We start from the raw sequence: 18,561 nt of genomic DNA on the forward strand, positions 1-18,561 counted from the left end.
CCCAGCTCGACGAGGCGATGGCCGGAGCCAAGACGTTCCTGGCTCGGCCAAGTCACGCAAGAGGCCCGGAACCGCAAGAATCTGCGGTTCCGGGCCTCTGATCAGCCGCTATGAGCGACGGGCTCCCGACACGAGGTCAGAAGTCCCAGTCGTCGTCCTCGGTCTCCACTGCCTTGCCGATCACGTACGACGAGCCAGACCCTGAGAAGAAGTCGTGGTTCTCGTCCGCGTTAGGCGACAGCGCCGCGAGGATCGCGGGGTTGACGTCGGTGTCCTCCTTGGGGAACAGCGCCTCGTAGCCCAGGTTCATCAGGGCCTTGTTGCCGTTGTACCGCAGGAACTTCTTGACGTCCTCGGTCAGCCCCAGCTCGCCGTACAGCGAGTCGGTGTACTCCACCTCGTTCTCGTACAGCTCGAACAGCAGGTCGAACGTGTACGCCTTGAGGTCGTCCTGCTCGGGCTGCGTCAGCTTGGCGAGGCCCTTCTGGTACTTGTAGCCGATGTAGTACCCGTGCACCGCCTCGTCGCGGATGATGAGGCGGATCAGGTCGGCCGTGTTCGTGAGCTTCGCCCGCGAGGACCAGTACATCGGCGCGTAGAACCCGGAGTAGAACAGGAACGACTCGAGCATCGTCGAGGCGACCTTGCGCTTCAGCGGGTCGTCGCCCCGGTAGTAGTCGAGGACGATCTCCGCCTTCTTCTGCAGGTTCTCGTTGCTCTCGGACCACTCGAAGGCGTCGTCGATCTCCGGCGTCGACAGCAGCGTGGAGAAGATCGAGGAGTAGCTCTTCGCGTGCACGCTCTCCATGAAGGCGATGTTGGTGTACACCGCCTCCTCGTGGGGGGTGAGCGCGTCCGGGATCAGCGACACCGCGCCGACCGTGCCCTGGATGGTGTCCAGGAAGGTCAGGCCGGTGAACACCCGGGAGGTCATGGTCTTCTCGTGCTCCGAGAGGGTGTTCCACGACTGGATGTCGTTGGAGACCGGGACCTTCTCGGGCAGCCAGAAGTTGCCGACCAGGCGGTCCCAGACCTCGAGGTCCTTCTCGTCCTCGAGGCGGTTCCAGTTGATCGCCGTCACGCGATCGATGAGCTTGAGCTTGCCAGTTGGTGCCATGGGAGTTCCTTCAGGGGCTGCAGTAGGAGGAGATCTGGCCGTGCGGACGCGTCACAGCATGCAGGAGACGCAGTTGTCCACCTCAGTACCCTCCAGGGCGAGCTGGCGCAGGCGGATGTAGTAGAGAGTCTTGATGCCCTTGCGCCACGCGTAGATCTGCGCCTTGTTCACGTCGCGCGTGGTCACCGTGTCCGGGAAGAACAGGGTCAGCGAGAGGCCCTGGTCCACGTGCTGCGTCGCCGCGGCGTACGTGTCGATGATCTTCTCGTACCCGATCTCGTACGCGTCCTGGTAGTAGTCCAGGTTGTCGTTCGTCATGTACGGCGCCGGGTAGTAGACGCGGCCGAGCTTGCCTTCCTTGCGGATCTCGATCTTGGCCGGGACCGGGTGGATCGACGACGTCGAGTTGTTGATGTAGCTGATCGAACCCGTCGGCGGCACGGCCTGCAGGTTCTGGTTGTAGAGGCCGTGCTCCATGACCGAGGCCTTGAGCGCGCGCCAGTCGTCCTGCGTCGGGATGGACACTGCGGCGTCGGCGAAGAGGCGCGCGACGCGCTCCGTGGCCGGCTTCCACTCCCGCTCGACGTACTTGTCGAAGTACTCGCCAGTGGCGTACTTCGAGTCCTCGAACCCGCCGAACTTCTGCTTCCGCTCGATCGACAGGCGGTTCGACGCCGCGATCGCGTGGTAGGCCACGGTGTAGAAGTAGATGTTCGTGAAGTCGATGCCCTCTTCGGAGCCGTAGTAGATGCGCTCACGGGCGAGGTAGCCGTGCAGGTTCATCTGGCCCAGGCCGATGGCGTGCCCCTGCTCGTTGGCCCGCTTGATCGACGGGACCGACTCGATCGACGTCTGGTCGCTCACCGCGGTCAGCGCGCGGATAGCGGTGTCGATCGTGCGGCCGAAGTTCGGCGAGTCCATCGCCTTGGCGATGTTCAGCGAGCCCAGGTTGCAGGAGATGTCCCGCCCGACCTCGTTGTAGGAGAGGTCCTCGTTGAACGTCGACGCGGTCGACACCTGCAGGATCTCGGAGCACAGGTTCGAGTGCGTGATGCGGCCCTTGATCGGGTTCGCCGCGTTCACCGTGTCCTCGAACATGATGTACGGGTAGCCGGACTCGAACTGCAGCTCCGCGAGCGTCTGGAAGAAGTCGCGGGCGCTGATCGTGGTCTTGCGGATGCGGTCGTCGGCCACGAGCTCGTCGTACTTCTCCGAGATGGAGATGTCGGCGAACGGCTTGCCGTAGACCCGCTCGACGTCGTACGGGCTGAACAGGTGCATGTCCGCGTTCTTCTTGGCCAGCTCGAACGTGATGTCCGGGATGACCACGCCGAGCGAGAGCGTCTTGATGCGGATCTTCTCGTCCGCGTTCTCCCGCTTGGTATCGAGGAACCGCATGATGTCGGGGTGGTGCGCGTGCAGGTACACCGCACCGGCACCCTGACGCGCGCCGAGCTGGTTCGCGTAGGAGAAGGAGTCCTCCAGGAGCTTCATCACGGGGATGACGCCCGAGGACTGGTTCTCGATGTGCTTGATCGGCGCGCCGTGCTCACGGATGTTGCTCAGGAGCAGCGCCACGCCGCCGCCGCGCTTGGAGAGCTGCAGCGCGGAGTTGATGCCGCGCGCGATGGACTCCATGTTGTCCTCGATGCGCAGCAGGAAGCAGGACACGGGCTCGCCGCGCTGCGCCTTGCCGACGTTGAGGAACGTCGGCGTCGCCGGCTGGAACCGCCCGGAGATGACCTCCTCGACGATGTCGCGCGCCGTCTGCTCGCTGCCGTCGGCCAGGCCGAGCGCGACCATGGCGACACGGTCCTCGAAGTGCTCCAGGTACTTCTTGCCGTCGAACGTCTTCAGCGTGTACGAGGTGTAGTACTTGAACGCGCCCAGGAACGTCTCGAAGCGGAACTTCTTCGAGTACGCGAGCTGGAAGAGCTCCTTGACGAACGCACCGGAGTACTTCGCCAGCACGGTGGGGTCGTAGTACTTGGCCTCGACGAGGTGCTCGAGCTTTGCTTCCAGCGACTCGAACTCGACGGTGTTCGGGTTCACGTGCTGCAGGAAGTACTGGCGGGCCGCCTCGCGGTCCTTCTCGAACTGGATCTTCCCGTCCGGCCCGTACAGGTTCAGCATGGCGTTGAGCGAGTGATAGTCCATCTGGATGCTCTCCAGGGGGATCTCGCTCAGGCCCTCGGTCAGGCTGAGAGCCTCTGTGGTTGTTGCTGCCAAAATCGTCCCAATCCGTTGCGGACGCGCGCGACGTCCTCCGCTGTACCGAGGAGTTCGAAGGCGTACAGGTACGGGACATCACACTTAGCCGCGATGATGTCCCCGGTGATGCAGTACGCAGCCCCGAAGTTGGTGTTCCCCGCAGCGATGACGCCGCGAATGAGCGACCGGTTCTGTTCGTCGTTGAGGAACTTCCTCACCTGCCGCGGGACGGCCCCGCCCTCGTTGCCGCCACCGTAGGTGGGGGACATGAGGACGTAGGGCTCGTCCACGCGCAGAAAGCCGTCGGCCGGGCGCAGCGGGATCCGGTGCACCGACATCCCCAGCTCATCGAGTCCGAGCTTCCCGACGAACCGGTGCGTGTACTCCGACACGCTGGAGAAGTAGACGAGAGAAACCACGTCACACCTCCTTGCCGACGTTGCAGTGCTGCAGGTCAGGCCGAGGCGGCCTGGAGCGCGGCGACCGCGCTGATCTGGTCGGGGCGAAAGCCCGACCAGTGGGTGTCACCGGCCACGACGACCGGCGCCTGGAGGTACCCGAGGCCGCGAACCATCTCGAGCGCCTCGGCGTCCTGCGTGATGTCGACGACCGAGTACTCGACGCCCTTGCGATCCAGTGCCCGGTACGTCGCGTCGCACTGGACGCACGCCGGCTTGCTGTAGACCGTGACGCTCATGTCCGCCTCCTCTGACCTCGAAGGACACCTGTGAAATTACGTTGGTGTGTTTAGTTTGCGGGTCTGCGTCTCCCGCTGAACCAAACACTACACCTAGTGTCTGACACTCGCTCGGTTACGACATGTAGTGGTTCTGGGCGAACGAGGCACCACACCGGAACCGCTCGCGACGCCCATGGACCATGCTGCCACGAGCCTCTGACACCGCCTGGTAGGCCGCGTGCAGGGCTCTGCGCGGGGTGGTCGTACCGGTGCCCGCGAGGCCCGGGAAAGGGCACTTCAAGCGCCAGCGGAGGGGTCCGCGAAGCCCAAAAAGTGATCTGAGTCGACGGCGTGTCGCGACACTTGGGCGTGTCCCGTCGGACACCCCCCCCGGACACCATTACGTCACCCGGCGGAGCCCGGCCGGTGCCAGCCGCGCGGGTCGACTCCGCCGGGCACGGCCGTGGCCGGATCGTACGGCGTGCGCGTGAAGTGGAAGGTGCCGACGTCCAGCGCAGCGGCCCCGTCCCCGGCGTCGCGCACCTCGAACCGCTCCCCCAGCCAGTAGCCGCCCTCGACGCCGCGCAGCTCGCCCCCGACGTCGTCGAAGACGGTGCCGCGGCCGCCGTCCGAGGACCGCAGGTCGACGCGGCCCGCCGCGTCGATGCTCACCGTGTGCGGGAACGGCCCCCAGTACCAGGTGCCGGTGATCGCGCCCGGCCCGTATGCCCGCCCGGGCACGGGCCCGACGGCGTCGCCCGACCCGCCGAGCGGCAGCGGCGTGGGCGCCGCGACGCCCTGCAGCGCCGCGAGCAGGCCGGCCCCACCGCCGATCCCGTGCGTCGACGAGCCGCAGACGGCGACCACGTCGCCCGTCGCGGCGTCGGCCCGGAGATCCGAGGTGAACCCCGGCACCGAACCGCCGTGACCGATCGTGCGGACGGTGCCGTCCTGGCGGACGCGCACACCGAGGCCGTGCGCGGTGGGCCACGGGCCGCCGGCGGGACCGGCGTCGTCGACCACCACGCGCGGGACGGCCATCTGGCGGCGCAGCGCGAGCGGGAGCACGGCCTCGCCGGCGTCCCGGTCCGCCTCGCCGCCCACGAGCCACATGCCGAACCGCACCAGGTCCGACGGCGTGGACCACAGCTCGCCGGCGGGTCCCGCCGCGCGGAACTCGGCCACCGGCTCGTGATGAACCAGGTCCGCGTGCGGGTGGACGGCGTACCCCGTGACGTGTGGACCGGCCGGCACGCGGCCGGTGGCGGTCATTCCCAGCGGCCCCCACAGCTCGTCGCGGAGCACCCTGTCCCAGGCGCTGCCCCGGACCACCTCGACCAGCCGGCCCAGCACGGCGAAGCCCGGGTTGCTGTAGTGGTACTGCTCGCCCGGGTCCCAGAGCTGCTCGACGCCGGAGCGGGCCAGCTCGTCCCACGTGGGTCCGCCGTGCCGCTCCCACCACGGGCCTGGGAACTCGGACTGCAGGCCGCTCGTGTGCGTGAGCAGGTGGCGGATCGTGGCGTCCGGGGCGGGTGCGTCCGGTAGGTGCCTGCCGATCGGGTCCGCGAGCGCCACGAGACCCTCGGCGACGAGCCGCAGCACCGCCACGGCCACCATGGGCTTGGTGACGGAGCCGATGCGGAACGCGTGCTCCGGCGTCGGGCTGCCTGCCCATGGGGCGCCGGCGACGCCCGCCCAGGCCACCTCGCCCCCGCGGCCGACGGCCGCCGACAGGACGGGGACCCGTGCAGCCGCCCGGAGTTCCCTGACCGCACCGCTCAGTGCCGCGTCCAGCGGCTCCCTCAGCTCTGTCATGAGCAGAAGGTACCCAGGAGCAGAGCTGGATGGTCGGCGCTAGCCAGCGAGGCGTTCCACAAGGCGCTCCCTGAGCGGTTCGTAGTCGTGGTCCGGAAAGACGCGCGGAAGCACGTCGAGCATGTTCGTGAGCCGGCCGGGTATCCGGCTGAACTCCGAGTCGTCCAGCGGCGCGTCGGTGAAGAGATGCTGCCAGCTGAAGGCCCCCTTGGTCATGGCCAACACCCTGAGGTACTCGCGGTAGTCGAGATCCATTCGCCAGAGGCCCCGCAGGTGGTCCGCGAACCAGATCTCCGGGTTGGCCACGCCCGCCTGCAACCTGAGGGCCGTGTACATGCCGGCGCCCGTGTACGGAGCATCGTCGATGATGCGGAGCTCGGCCCCCACGGCACGCTCACTCTCGGAATGGAGGTCCGACGAGAAGTCAGGTGCCTCTCCCTTGATGGCCGACGCGACAGGCGTGAGATAGAACTCGCCCGATACGGGCGCGTACGGCTCGACCGTCCCCCATTGAATGCCGATCTCGGAGAAGCGGGGGCTGCATCGAACCAGTCCCGGGTCCAGGGGCACGCTCTCCGGGTTCGGGTCGGCCTCAACGGCCCCGAGCACCTCGTGGCTGACCTCCACCCCGGACGCGGACCGAAGCTCCTCCAGGACCGCTGTCCATCCCATTTCCTCAGCCGTCATCTCCGACATCCAGCCAGTCACTCCCCTCAGATGGTCGACCTGGCCAACCGGCCGCCGTCGAGCGTACGGGTAGTCGAACGTAGGGGTAGCAGCCGCATGCGAGGTGCATGCCGCTACTACCCCTACCTCTCGGTGCCACCCGGCCGGGCCTCAGGCCGGGGAGACCTCGTCCACGGCCGGCAGGGTGTTCGTCGTCGCCAGACGGCGGTACCAGTGCGCCGAGTCCTTCCAGGTGCGCTCCAGCGTCTCGTAGTCGACGCGGATGATGCCGAACCGCCTGTCGTAGCCGTACGCCCACTCGAAGTTGTCGAGCAGCGACCACGCGAAGTACCCGCGCACGTCCACGCCCTTGTCGCGGGCCTGGCCCATGGCCTCGACGTGGTCGTGCAGGTAGGACACGCGCAGCGGGTCGTGCACTCGCACGACGCCGTCCTCGGTCACCACGGCGTCGTCGAAGGCCGCGCCGTTCTCCGTGACCATGAGCGGCTGGTCGGGGTAGGTGTCGCGCAGCGACACCAGCAGGTCCGTGAGGCCGGCCGGCTCGATGTTCCAGCCCATGGCGGTGTACGGGCCGGGCTGCGGCAGGAACTCGACGTCGTCCGCCGCGATCCACGGGGTGCCGGCGGAGTCCTTGTGCCCGTCGGCCTGCTGCCGCTCCCCCTGCCCGGAGAAGGCCCGGACCCGCGCGGTCGAGTAGTAGTTGACCCCCAGCACGTCCAGCGGCTGGGCGATCGCCTCCAGGTCGCCGTCCTGCACGAAGGACCAGTCGGTGACCGAGGCCGTGTTCTCCAGGAGGTCTGCAGGGTAGGCACCCTCGAGGACCGGCCCGAGGAACGCCCGGTTGGCCAGCGCGTCGACCTTCCGGACGGCACCCTGGTCCGCCTCGGACGACGGGTCGTCCGGCCGGAAGACGTGCAGGTTGAGCGTGATCGACGTCTTGGCGGCGTCGCCGAGCACCTCGCGGATCTGCTGGACCGCGAGGCCGTGCGCCAGGTTCAGGTGGTGCACCGCCTGCAGCGCGGCCAGGGGCTCCGTGCGGCCCGGCGCGTGCACGCCCGAGCCGTAGCCCAGGTACGCCGTGCACCACGGCTCGTTGAGCGTGGTCCAGACGTCGATGCGGTCGCCCAGCTCCTCGGCCATGCGCCGCGCGTACCGCGCGAAGGCGTAGGCCGTCTCGCGGTTGGTCCAGCCGCCGGCGTCCTCCAGCTCCTGCGGGAGGTCCCAGTGATAGAGCGTGACCACGGGCTTCACGCCCGCCGCGAGCAGCCCGTCGACGAGGTCCGAGTAGAACCGGATGCCCTCGGCGTTGAACTCCCCGGAGCCGCCCGGCTGCACGCGCGGCCACGCGATCGAGAACCGGTAGGCGCCCAGGCCCAGGTTCTTGATGTGCTCGACGTCCTCCTGCCACCGGTGGAAGTGGTCGTCCGCGACGTCGCCCGTGTCGCCGTTCAGCGTCTTGCCCGGCGTGTGGGAAAACGTGTCCCAGATGGACGGGCCGCGCCCGCCCTCGGTCGCGCCGCCCTCGATCTGGTACGACGCCGTCGCCGAGCCCCAGAGGAACTCCGCGGGGAAACTCCGTGCACTCACAGTGCCACCTCTCCCGGGCCGGTGGCCCGAATGGTCCGTCCTTCGTTCTCGACGCCCCATTCGCCCGGAGCGTCGTCGCTGCTCACGTGCACGACGCCGGACGCGTACCGCACACGGAACGTCGCCGGGGCGCCGGTGCCACCGGGTACCAGGACGTCTTCGTCGAACCCTTCGGGCAGACGGGTGCAGCGTAACGTCACGCCCTCGGCCCACGCGTAGTCGGGCCGGTCGTCGCGCGCGCCGACCGGCAGCACCGTGCCGGGCCGCACGAGCAGCGGGAGGCTGTCGAAGCCGTGCTCCTCGGCGACCCACCGCGGCCCGGTCACGGCCGGGGCCAGGCCGGCCCCACCGACGTCCGACAAACGCGTCCACTCCCCGTCGGGGACGTAGTACTCCACGCGGGACTCGCTGAAGACCGGGGCGACCAGCAGCGACGGCCCCAGCATGTACTGGGTGTCGACGGAGGCCGCGGTCCGGTCGTCGGGGAACTGGAGCACCATGGGGCGCATGACGGGCATGCCCTCCTCGGCGGCCACGTGCCCGAGCCGGCCGAGGTACGGCATGAGCCGCATCTTCAGCCTGGTGAACTTCCGGGTGACGTCGACCGCCTCGTCGTCGAACGCCCACGGGACGCGGTAGGAGCTCGACCCGTGCAGCCGGGAGTGCGAGGACAGCAGGCCGAACGCCGTCCACCGCTTGAACACCGCCGGGTCGGGCGTGCCCTCGAACCCGCCGATGTCGTGGCTCCAGTACCCGAACCCGGACAGCGACAGCGACAGGCCACCGCGCAGGGACTCGGCCATGGAGACGAACGTGGACTCGCAGTCGCCGCCCCAGTGCACGGGGTACGCCTGCGTGCCCGCGGTCGCGGAGCGCGCGAACACGACGGCCTCGCCGCGCCCGCGCTCCTCCTCGAGCAGCTCGAAGACGGTCTTGTTGTAGAGCGAGGCGTAGTAGTTGTGCATGCGCTGCGGGTCGGACCCGTCGTGCCAGACGACGTCGGTGGGGATGCGCTCGCCGAAGTCCGTCTTGAAGCAGTCAACGCCCTGGTCCAGCAGCACGCGCAGCTTGTCCTGGTACCAGGCGGCCGCCTCGGGGTTGGTGAGGTCGACCAGGGCCATGCCCGCCTGCCACTTGTCCCACTGCCAGACGTCGCCCTCCGGCGTCTTGACCAGGTAGCCCTTCTCCTGGCCCTCGCGGAACAGGTGGGAGCGCTGGGCGATGTACGGGTTGATCCAGACGCAGACCTTCAGGCCGCGCTCGTGCAGCCGGGCCAGCATGCCCTCGGGGTCCGGGAACGTGGCCGGGTCCCACACGAAGTCGCACCAGTGGAACTGCCGCATCCAGAAGCAGTCGAAGTGGAACACCGACAGCGGGATGTCGCGCTCGGCCATGCCGTCGATGAAGCTGGTGACGGTCTCCTCGTCGTAGCTCGTCGTGAACGACGTCGAGAGCCACAGCCCGTACGACCAGGCGGGGACGACGGCGGGCCGCCCCGTCAGCGCCGTGTACCGGCGCAGGATCTCGGCCGGGGTGGGCCCGTGGATCACGTAGTACTGCAGCGACTGCCCCGGCACCGAGAACTGGGTGCGGCTGACCACCTCGGAACCCACCTCGAACGACACCCGCTCGGGGTGGGCCACGAACACGCCGTAGCCGCGGTCGGTCAGGTAGAACGGCACGTTCTTGTAGGCCTGCTCGCTGGCCGTGCCGCCGTCCTCGTTCCAGACGTCGACGCTCTGGCCGTTCTTCACGAACGCGCCGAACCGCTCGCCCAGACCGTAGACGTGCTCGCCCACGCCGAGCCCGAGCTGCTCGTGCACGAAGTCGCCTTCGGGCGTGGTCGCGATCCCGATGCTCCGGCCCGACGACGAGGTGAGCACCTCGCCGTCGGCCACGAAGTCGACCTGCCACTCGCCGTCGGTGGAGACGCGGGCCGTGAGGCCGCCCGAGGTGAGCTCGGCGGGGCCGTCGTCGGGCGCGACGACCTTGACCACGCCGGGCTCCCGGTTGATACCGAAGTGCGGGCCGGGGTCGCGGCGGCCCTGGTGGTGTTCGATGCGCACGCCGATGACGTCGTCCGCCGGGGCGTCGAACGTGACGGTCACGACCGGGCGGTTCAGGGTGTCGCCGCGCCGGGTGATGGGCGCGGTGGGCGCGTACACGGTCAGCGTGTCCGCGCCCGCCTCGATCGAGTCGATGTCGCGCGGACGGAGCATGTCGACGCCGGGTCGCAGCTGCCAGTAGCCGTCGGTGAATCTCATGGCCGGTACCTCTCGGCGTCGTGGGTCATGGGGCGGGGCACCGCGTGGGTCGTCAGACGGGTCACCAGGTGGGTCATCAGGTGGGGCAGGGTCACTTGACCGCCCCCGCGGTCACGCCCCGGGTCAGGGTGCGCTGGAAGATCAGGAAGAACAGGACGGCCGGCACGAGGGAGACGAGCGACCCCGCGTTGATGGTCGGCGCGTCCATCATGCGATCGCCCTGCAGGGACGCCAGGGCAATGGGGATGGTCTGGGTGTCGTTGCTGGTCAGCATGACCAGCGGGATGAAGAACTCGTTCCAGGTCCAGATGAAGAAGAAGATCATCAGGACCGAGAGCGTGGGCCGCACGATCGGGAACACGACCTGCCAGAGGATGCGCCAGCGGCTCGCGCCGTCGAGCGCCGCCGCCTCCAGGAGCGCGGGCGGGAACGTGCCCAGCACCGAGGACAGCAGGTAGGTGCCGAATGCCGACTGGATGACGGTGAAGATGATGATCACCGACCACTGCGAGTTCGACAGGCCCACCGACTGCGCCATCGTGAACAGCGGGTAGATCAGGGCTTCCTGCGGCAGCATGTTCGCCAGCAGGAACAGCGCGATGATCCACAGCCGCCCCTTCACCCGGCCGATGCCTATCGCGTACGCGTTCAGCAGCGACAGCAGCGCGCCCAGCACGGCCACGACGGCCGAGATGAACACCGAGTTCCAGAGCTTCACCGGGAACTCGGTGCGCTCCCAGAACGCCACCACCCCGTCGAGGTAGAGGCCCGACGGCAGGGACAGCGGCCCGTTGGCCGCGTAGTCCTGCGGTGACTTGAACGCGTTGAGCAGCATGATCCCGAACGGCGCGAGCACCGCGAGGCCCACCAGGACCGCGGCGGCCAGCACGAGCCAGCGGCCCGCGCCGCGCCGGTACCGGGAGTCGACGGCGGTGGCCCGCACCTGGGCAGGTCGCAGGTCTGTGGCGACGGCCATGTCAGACCCCCTCCCTCTCACGTCGTTCGGCCCGGTTCTGCAGGCCGAGGATGATCAGCGCCACGGCGACGATCACGAGCGTGAGCACCGTGGCGATCGCGGACCCGTAGCCGACCTGGGACTTGTCGAAGAAGTTCAAGTACGAGTAGTAGCTGGGCACGAGGGTCGAGCTCTCGGGCCCGCCGCGCGTCAGCACGTAGATGGGCCCGAACACCTTGAGCGCCGCGACCGTGCAGGTCAGCGTCACCACAAAGGTCTCGGGGCGGATCTGGGGCACCGTGATGGCCCGGAACCGGTCCCACCAGCCCGCGCCGTCGAGCTCGGCCGCCTCGTACAGCTCCGGGTCCACGCGTTGGAGCGCCGCCATGAAGATGACCACGGGGTAGCCCAGCTGGACCCAGATCAGCACGAGCATCACCGACGGCAGGGCCGTGCTCGGGTCGCCCAGCCAGTTGGGCGGCGTCTCGATGCCGATGCCCCGCAGGATCACGTTGAGCGCGCCCGTCTGGGAGTTCAGGATCCAGTTCCACAGCACACCCGCCACGGCGACGGGCAGGATCTGCGGCAGGTAGTACGTGGCCCGCAGCACCGACGAGACGCGCTCGCCGAACCGCCGTCCGAGGTAGTCGAACAGCACCGCCGCCAGCACCAGCCCCAGCAGCGTTGGCACCAGCACCATCGCGACGATCATCGCCAGCGAGTTGCCGAACGACGTCCAGAACTTGTCGTCGCCCAGCAGGTCCACGTAGTTGCCCAGCCCGTTCCAGCGCAGCGGCGCCATGCCGCCGCGCCACTTGAACAGGCTGAAGTACACGTTGGTCAGCAGCGGGTAGCCGATCACGACGCCGAACGCGACCGCGCCGGGCAGCAGGTAGGGCAGGTACCCCACCCACTGCGGCCGACGACGGCGCGTCCCGCGCGACGCTCGCGGGCGGGCGTCCGCCCGCGAGCGCCGTTCGGTCAGGACGGTGTCAGCCATCGAGCAGGTCGGCCTTGCCCTCGTCGTACGAGCTCTGCAGCCCGTCCAGCACCTCGGCCGGCGTCTTGGACCGGTTGACCAGGGACTGCAGCTCGCTGACGATCACGTCGTAGTAGCCGGCCACGGGCCAGTCGGGGTAGTACGCCAGGCCGTCCTCGTCCAGGATCGCCTGGAAGTTCTCCGTGAGCTCGCGCGTGCGGTCGTCCTTGATGACCGACGCGTCGCCCGCTACGGGCAGGCCACCCTCCTCGGCCAGCACGTTCTGGACCTCGGGCCGCAGGGTGATGTCGATGAACTCCTCGGCCAGGCTCGGGGAGTCGGCGTTCGTCGGGACCACCCACAGGTTGCCCGAGGATCCGGTGTGCAGCTCGTTGCCCGGGAAGTTGAACTGGCCCCAGTCGGCCTTGGTCTCGGCCACGAGGCGGCCGAACCACCAGGAGCCGCTGACCATCATCGGGTAGGTGCCGTCGATGAACGAGACGCCCATGTCCTCGGCGGTCAGCGCCGCCGAGTCGGACGCGATGTAGCCCTTGTCGATCCACTCGTCGAGCTTCTCGGTGGCCTGCGTCATCGCCTCGTTGTGGAAGTCGACGTCGTTCGCGAAGAGCTGGTAGTCGTCCACCAGCGCGCGGTCGCCGTAGGCGAGCACGAGCTCGTACCAGAGCTGGCCCAGCGGGTATTCGGCGCCGGCCTCGGCCAGCGGCGTGATGCCCTCCTTCTTGAAGGCGGCCAGCACGTCCTCGAACTCGTCGAGGGTGGTCGGCTGCTCGAGGCCCAGGTCCGCGAACATGTCCTTGTTGAAGTAGACCCCGACGAACTCGCCGTAGTTCGGCACGCCGTACCACTCGCCGGAGCCCATGAGCCCCTGCTCGTCGTACGTCGCCGTGGTCGCCAGCGAGCCGGTCAGCGTCTTGTCCCAGCCGCGCTCGGTGGCGGCGTCGGTCAGCGGGGTCAGCAGGCCCTGCGCCGCGAGCTGGCCCGCGGTCGCGTTGCCCTTGTTGAACTCCATGACGTCGGGCACGTCGTCGCCCGTGAGCACGATCTTGGCGTTCTTCTGGATCTGCTCGAACGTCTGCTTCTCGACGTCGACCGTGACGTCCGGGTTCTCCTCCTCGAAGATCTTGATGGCCTCGGCCCACGCCTGGCCCATCGCCGAGTCCTCGTTCTCGTAGTGCCAGATCGTCAGCGTGCTGTCGTCGGTGTCGCCACCGCCGCCGCTCTGGCCCGTGCAGCCGGCCAGGGCCATGGCGCCGGCCAGCGAGGCCGCCACGACAGTCATCGTCCGCTTGTGCTTCATTGCATCTCCTTGTGTTTCACAGCGCCGTCGCGCAGAGCCCGGGGGGCTCAGGGACCAGACCTCTGCGTCTTGATCGTCGAAGCGTTTCAACACGCTAACTCTAGGCAGCGACTCATGTCCAGTGGCACTTTTCGACAATTGGGCTAGGCTTCTGTCGAAGCGCTTCCCTGCCATAAGGCACACTGGTGTGCCCGGCGCGGCGCGCGCACGGCGTGCCACCGCGCCAGGCACACTCACAGGCACACAGCGGTACCGATGCGAGAGGAGCACTGTGGCTACGATCGACGACGTCGCCAAGGCGGCGGGGGTCTCGGTCTCGACCGTGTCCTACGTGCTGTCGGGCAAGCGGCCCATCTCGGCGCCCACCCGGGCGCGCGTGGAGCGCGCCATCGAGAAGCTCGGCTACCGCCCGCACGCCGGCGCGCGGGCGCTGGCCTCGGCCCGCACCAACGTCATAGCGCTCATGGCGCCCCTGCGCGTGGGCGTGAACGTGCCCGTCATCATGCAGTTCGTGGCGGGCGTGGTCACGCGCGCGCGGGACTTCGACCACGACGTCCTGCTGCTGACCCAGGACGACGTCAGCGGCCTCGACCGCGTGACCGGCGGCTCCATGGTGGATGCCCTGGTCATGATGGACATCGAGGCGGACGACCCGCGCGTGCCGCTGGTGGCCGCCGCCAAGCAGCCCACCGTGCTCATCGGCCTGCCGCAGGACCCGGAGGGGCTGAGCTGCGTGGACCTCGACTTCGAGGCCGCCGGCCGGCTCGCCGTGCGGCACCTCGCCGGCGCGGGCCACACCGACGTCGCGCTGATCGGCTCGCCGCCCGAGGTGCTGCGGCGGCACACCTCGTATGCCGAGCGGCTGATGCGCGGGCTGCGGAGCCAGGCCAAGAGCTCGGGCGTGGCGGTCAAGGTGGAGGCGTGCGACTCGTCGCCGTCGGGCGCCGCGGCCGCCGTGGACGCGCTGCTGGCGACCGCGCCGGACACCACGGGGATCATCGTGCACAACGAGGGCGCACTCCCCCACGTGCTGTCCCGCCTGGCCGAGCGCGGGATCGTGGTCGGCACCGACATATCCGTGGTGGCGGTGTGCCCGACGGACGTGGCGCTCTCCCAGCGGATCCCGATGACCAGCATCGACCTGCCCGCCGAGGACATCGGCAAGGTGGCGGTCGACATGGTGATGGCGCGCCTCGAGGGCGAGCAGCCGTCCGAGACGAGGCTGCTCGCCCCCGTGCTCACCGAGCGGGAGAGCTCGGCGAGCGGGCCCGCCGCTGCCGCAGCCGGCTGACGGCGGGCGCGTCATCCCTTGATGGCCCCGAAGATCACACCCTTCGTGAAGTGCCGCTGCACCAGCGGGTACACCACGAGGATCGGGATGATCGCGAGCACCATCACCGCCATCTTCACCGGCAGGCCGGTCACGGCGCCGTCGTCGACGTCGACCTGGCCCACGCCGCTGCCCGGCAGCGTCACCCCCTGCAGCACGTAGGACCGCAGTACCAGCTGCAGCGGCCACTTCGCGTTGTCGTTGATGTAGAGCATCGCGTTGAAGAACGCGTTCCAGTAGCCGACGCCGTAGAACAGCGCGACCACCGCCACGACGGCCTTCGACATGGGCAGCACGATCTGCCCCAGGATCCGCCAGTCCCCCGCGCCGTCGATCCGGGCGGCGTCGGTGATGGACTGGTCGATGCCCATGAAGAACGCCCGCAGGATGAGCACGTTGAACGCGCTCACGGCGCCCGGCAGGATGAGCGACCAGTAGCTGTCGATCAGCCCGAGGTTGCTCACCAGCAGGTAGGTCGGGATCATCCCCGCACCGAAGAACATGGTGATGAGGAAGACGAACAGCACGGGCCGGTGGGCGAAGGAGCCCGGCCGGCTCAGCCCGTACGCCGCCAGCACGGACACCGTGGTGGACAGCACCGTGCCGACCACGGTGATCCCGATGCTCACGATCGTGGCCCGCGTGACGATCCCGCCGGACAGGATCTGGCCGTAGGCCGAGAGCGTCAGGCTGCCGGGCACGGTGACCAGGCCGCCGGACCTGGTGATGTCCGCCTGGGTGGAGAGGCTGGTGAGCACCACTGTGTACAGCGGATAGGCGACGGTGCCCACGATGAGCAGGAGTGCCAGGGCCTTGACGAGGAGCCCGAGCGGGGTGGGGTCCTCCTCCCAGACCGGACGGTGCTTGCCGCGCAGCAGGGCGCGGTACCGCTCGGAGCGCGTCGGCGGCTGCTCCGGCGGCCGTGGTGGCGCGTTCTTCCCGGGACGGTTCTCGGTTCTCGTTGTCATGCGCGCTGATACACCCCCGCCTCGCCCATCACGTGGGCGAGCTTGTTGGCCCCGAGCACCAGGGCGAGCGAGACCAGGCCCTTGACGAGCCCCGCGGCCGCCGCGAAGGCCCAGTCGCCGTTCACGACGCCCTGGTAGTACACGAACGTGTCGAGCACCTCCGCGACGTCGGTCCCGACGGCGCCGCGCTGGAGGATGAGCTGCTCGAACCCGACGGTGAGCGCGTCGCCCAGCCGCAGGATCAGGAGCAGGATGATCACCGGCCGCAGCGCCGGGAGGGTGACGTGCCACATGCGGCGCCACCGGCCCGCGCCGTCGACCACCGACGCCTCGTAGAGCTGCGGGTCGACGGTGGCCAGCGCCGCGAGGAAGATGATGATCCCCCAGCCGGCGTCCTTCCATACCGACTGCGCGGTGATGAGCAGCAGGAACGTGTCCGGGTTGGTCATCAGGTCGAACCCGGAGTACCCCGCCTCGCGCAGCCTGCTCGCCACGACCCCGGCGCCGCCGAAGATCTGCTGGAAGATCGTCACGACGATCACCCAGGAGAAGAAGTGCGGCAGGTACACGATCGACTGGATGGTGGCGCGCAGGCTCGGCGTCAGCACGCTGTTCAGCAGCAGCGCCAGCACGATCGGCACCGGGAAGAAGAACACGAGCTGGAACGCGGTGATGACCAGCGTGTTCGACACGGCGTCGAGGAACAGCGGGTTGGTGAGCACACGCGCGAAGTTGGCCCACCCCACGAAGGGGCTCTCCCGCACCCCGACGTACGGCGAGTAGTCCTGCCAGGCCACCACGTTGCCGAACATCGGCACGTATGCGAACACGGCCAGGAGCAGCACGGCCGGGGCCACCATGATCAGCAGCGAGCGGTCGCGCCGCAGCCGCGTGGTCCAGGGGACCTTGCGGGGCGGCGGGCCGCCTCCGGTCGACGTCGCGGCGCTCGTCCGCGGGGCGGTCACGGCGCTCACTGCTCGTCCAGGATGTCCTGGTAGAAAGCGCGCAGCTCCTCACCGCCGGAGCTGCTCCACGTCGCCACCGCTTCGTCGAGGTCCGCCAGGGTCTTGCGCCCGCGCGCGATGTCCTTCTCCAGGTCCTCGAACGGCGCCTTGAGCGCGGCGTACTGGGCCGGCTCGGTGATCTGCATGCCGTAGAACGGCTCCTCGGCCAGGTACTGCGCGGCGTCCGCCATCCAGGTGCAGAACGCCTCGACGAAGCCCGGGTACTGCACCTTGGCGTTCACCACCGGCGGGTCCACCAGGAAGATGTAGGTCGGCGCCACCTCCGTGGCCGCCTGCTCGGTCGCGGCCGGCAGGCCGTTCTCGTCGAGCTCGTAGTGCGTGCCCTCCACGCCGAAGTTGACGAGGTTGTACTCCGTGGTGCCGAACGGTGCGGCCAGGAAGTCCGCCACCGCCAGCAGCTCCTCGATCTTCGCCGGGTCGTCGTTCTTCTTGAGGAACGAGAAGATGTTGGCCGGGGCGCCCTTGAACAGCACGGGGTCCCCGCCCTCGGCCGCGAAGAACGGGAACGGGCGCTGGTCGTAGTCGGGGTTCACCGCCTGCATCCGGCCGAGCGCCTCGTGCCAGCCACCCACGCCGTCGGTGCTGATGAGGACGTTGCCGGACTCGAAGTTCGTCTTGGCGGCCTCGGCGTTGTCGGCCACGGCGTCGGGGTGCACGGCGCCCGACGCGTACAGCTTGGTCTGCCAGTCCAGGGCGGCGCGGTACTCCTCGGTCTCGATGCGGTGGACCAGCTTGCCCGCGTCGTCGAGCTTCCAGCGGTCGATCGACGGCACCGCGAACATCATGTTCGCCGCGACCCACATGTCGTTCGCGCCCCAGCGCTTCTTGCCGGGGTCGGTGACCTCCTTGGCCAGCTCGAGCAGCTCGGTGGCGGTGGTGGGCGCGGCCTCGATGCCCAGCTCGGCGAAGATGTCGGCCCGGTGGAAGATCGCGTTGGTGATCACCTCGCCCGGGAACGGCAGGGCGTAGAGCTTGTCGTTGAACACGCCGAACCGCCACGCGTCGGTCGGGATGTTGGCGAGGTTCTTGTACTTCTTCACCTTGTCCCCGGCCAGGAACGGCGTGAGGTCCTCGAACAGCGCGTCGACGGCCTGGCCGAACCGCGGCGGGACGTTCCAGGTGGGCACGCACACCCAGTCGGGCACGTCCTTGGCCGAGGCGAGCACGGCGGCGAGCTTGTCGCCGTAGGTGTTCCCGTCCGAGATCTGGAACTCGATGGTGGTCCCGAGCGCCTCGTTCACGGCGTCGAAGTACGGGTTGCCGCTCGTGGACGGGATGGCGCTCCAAAGCGGCGTCATCGCCGTGTAGGTGCCGCCCGACCCGGGCGGAGCGTCGAAGGCCGTGACGAGCTCGTCAGGCATGGTGGCGTAGCCCGCGGTGGAGCCGTTGACGCTGGGGAAGTCGGGCTTCACGTACTCCATCGGCACGTACGTGGGCAGGTTCCCGGCGGTCACGGCCCCGGGGGCCGCCGCGGGCCCGCCGCCCGCTGTGGTGCACGCGGTGAGCAGGGACGGTACGCCGACGACGCCGGCGCCGACTGCCAGAAAGCCGAGGAACGACCGTCGGTCCAGCCGACCGGTCAACAGGGATGCTGTCATGGCTTTTCACTCCTTTGTGGACAGCGCG

Annotated in this window: 15 protein-coding genes; 1 reads left to right on the forward strand and 14 read right to left on the reverse strand. The window is 68.8% G+C overall.

Features of this window, described 5'->3' with window-relative positions:
* Positions 1-136: 136 nt before the first annotated feature.
* The 11 genes from nrdF to C8K30_RS26010 all read right to left on the reverse strand — a co-directional run bounded on the left by nrdF (position 137) and on the right by C8K30_RS26010 (position 13,612).
* A complete protein-coding gene (gene nrdF, locus C8K30_RS25960) occupies positions 137-1,117 on the reverse strand; it encodes a class 1b ribonucleoside-diphosphate reductase subunit beta (RefSeq protein ID WP_108495798.1) in 981 nt (326 codons plus the stop codon).
* Positions 1,118-1,168: 51 nt separating this feature from the next.
* A complete protein-coding gene (gene nrdE, locus C8K30_RS25965; RefSeq protein ID WP_199230713.1) occupies positions 1,169-3,274 on the reverse strand; it encodes a class 1b ribonucleoside-diphosphate reductase subunit alpha in 2,106 nt (701 codons plus the stop codon).
* 38 nt (positions 3,275-3,312) lie between these two features.
* Positions 3,313-3,747 carry a class Ib ribonucleoside-diphosphate reductase assembly flavoprotein NrdI gene (nrdI, locus tag C8K30_RS25970; protein WP_108495799.1) on the reverse strand — a complete coding sequence of 145 codons (435 nt, stop codon included), beginning with the start codon at positions 3,745-3,747 and terminating at the stop codon, positions 3,313-3,315.
* A 35-nt stretch (positions 3,748-3,782) separates the two neighbouring features.
* Positions 3,783-4,025 carry a glutaredoxin-like protein NrdH gene (nrdH, locus tag C8K30_RS25975; RefSeq protein ID WP_108495800.1) on the reverse strand — a complete coding sequence of 81 codons (243 nt, stop codon included), beginning with the start codon at positions 4,023-4,025 and terminating at the stop codon, positions 3,783-3,785.
* 387 nt (positions 4,026-4,412) lie between these two features.
* The gene (locus tag C8K30_RS25980) at positions 4,413-5,822 is read right to left on the reverse strand and encodes a serine hydrolase (RefSeq protein ID WP_108495801.1); all 1,410 of its coding nucleotides are present in this window, start codon (positions 5,820-5,822) and stop codon (positions 4,413-4,415) included.
* Between the two features lie 39 nt (positions 5,823-5,861).
* On the reverse strand, positions 5,862-6,518 hold the full coding sequence (locus C8K30_RS25985; protein ID WP_108495802.1) for a hypothetical protein: 657 nt from the start codon (positions 6,516-6,518) through the stop codon (positions 5,862-5,864).
* Between the two features lie 141 nt (positions 6,519-6,659).
* The gene (locus C8K30_RS25990; RefSeq protein ID WP_108495803.1) at positions 6,660-8,096 is read right to left on the reverse strand and encodes a GH1 family beta-glucosidase; all 1,437 of its coding nucleotides are present in this window, start codon (positions 8,094-8,096) and stop codon (positions 6,660-6,662) included.
* Positions 8,093-10,360, reverse strand: a complete 2,268-nt coding sequence (gene yicI, locus C8K30_RS25995; protein ID WP_108495804.1) for an alpha-xylosidase — start codon at positions 10,358-10,360, stop codon at positions 8,093-8,095. Before yicI ends, C8K30_RS25990 begins: the two co-directional genes overlap by 4 nt.
* A gap of 91 nt (positions 10,361-10,451) precedes the next feature.
* A complete protein-coding gene (locus C8K30_RS26000; protein WP_108495805.1) occupies positions 10,452-11,336 on the reverse strand; it encodes a carbohydrate ABC transporter permease in 885 nt (294 codons plus the stop codon).
* Between the two features lies 1 nt (position 11,337).
* Positions 11,338-12,315 (reverse strand): carbohydrate ABC transporter permease, encoded by a 978-nt coding sequence (locus tag C8K30_RS26005; protein WP_369941279.1) that lies wholly within the window; start codon positions 12,313-12,315, stop codon positions 11,338-11,340.
* Entirely contained in the window at positions 12,308-13,612 is a 1,305-nt protein-coding gene (locus C8K30_RS26010) for an ABC transporter substrate-binding protein (protein ID WP_108495806.1), read from the reverse strand. Before C8K30_RS26010 ends, C8K30_RS26005 begins: the two co-directional genes overlap by 8 nt.
* 271 nt (positions 13,613-13,883) lie before the next feature.
* On the opposite strand from C8K30_RS26010, the gene C8K30_RS26015 reads away from it, so the two are divergent.
* The gene (locus C8K30_RS26015; RefSeq protein ID WP_108495807.1) at positions 13,884-14,903 is read left to right on the forward strand and encodes a LacI family DNA-binding transcriptional regulator; all 1,020 of its coding nucleotides are present in this window, start codon (positions 13,884-13,886) and stop codon (positions 14,901-14,903) included.
* 11 nt (positions 14,904-14,914) lie between these two features.
* Here the strand turns inward: C8K30_RS26015 and C8K30_RS26020 are convergent, their stop codons facing one another.
* From C8K30_RS26020 to C8K30_RS26030, 3 genes are read right to left on the reverse strand one after another with little or no spacing between them, the layout of a single operon-like run.
* Positions 14,915-15,910: a carbohydrate ABC transporter permease gene (locus tag C8K30_RS26020; protein ID WP_233257469.1), complete on the reverse strand. Its 996-nt coding sequence runs from the start codon at positions 15,908-15,910 to the stop codon at positions 14,915-14,917.
* Positions 15,907-16,875, reverse strand: a complete 969-nt coding sequence (locus C8K30_RS26025) for a sugar ABC transporter permease (protein ID WP_108495876.1) — start codon at positions 16,873-16,875, stop codon at positions 15,907-15,909. The genes C8K30_RS26020 and C8K30_RS26025 overlap by 4 nt, the downstream gene beginning before the upstream one ends.
* 5 nt (positions 16,876-16,880) lie before the next feature.
* Positions 16,881-18,533, reverse strand: a complete 1,653-nt coding sequence (locus C8K30_RS26030) for an extracellular solute-binding protein (RefSeq protein ID WP_108495808.1) — start codon at positions 18,531-18,533, stop codon at positions 16,881-16,883.
* Positions 18,534-18,561: the final 28 nt, after the last annotated feature.

The organism is Promicromonospora sp. AC04 (genome assembly GCF_003058225.1).
Classification (GTDB): Bacteria; Actinomycetota; Actinomycetes; order Actinomycetales; family Cellulomonadaceae; genus Promicromonospora.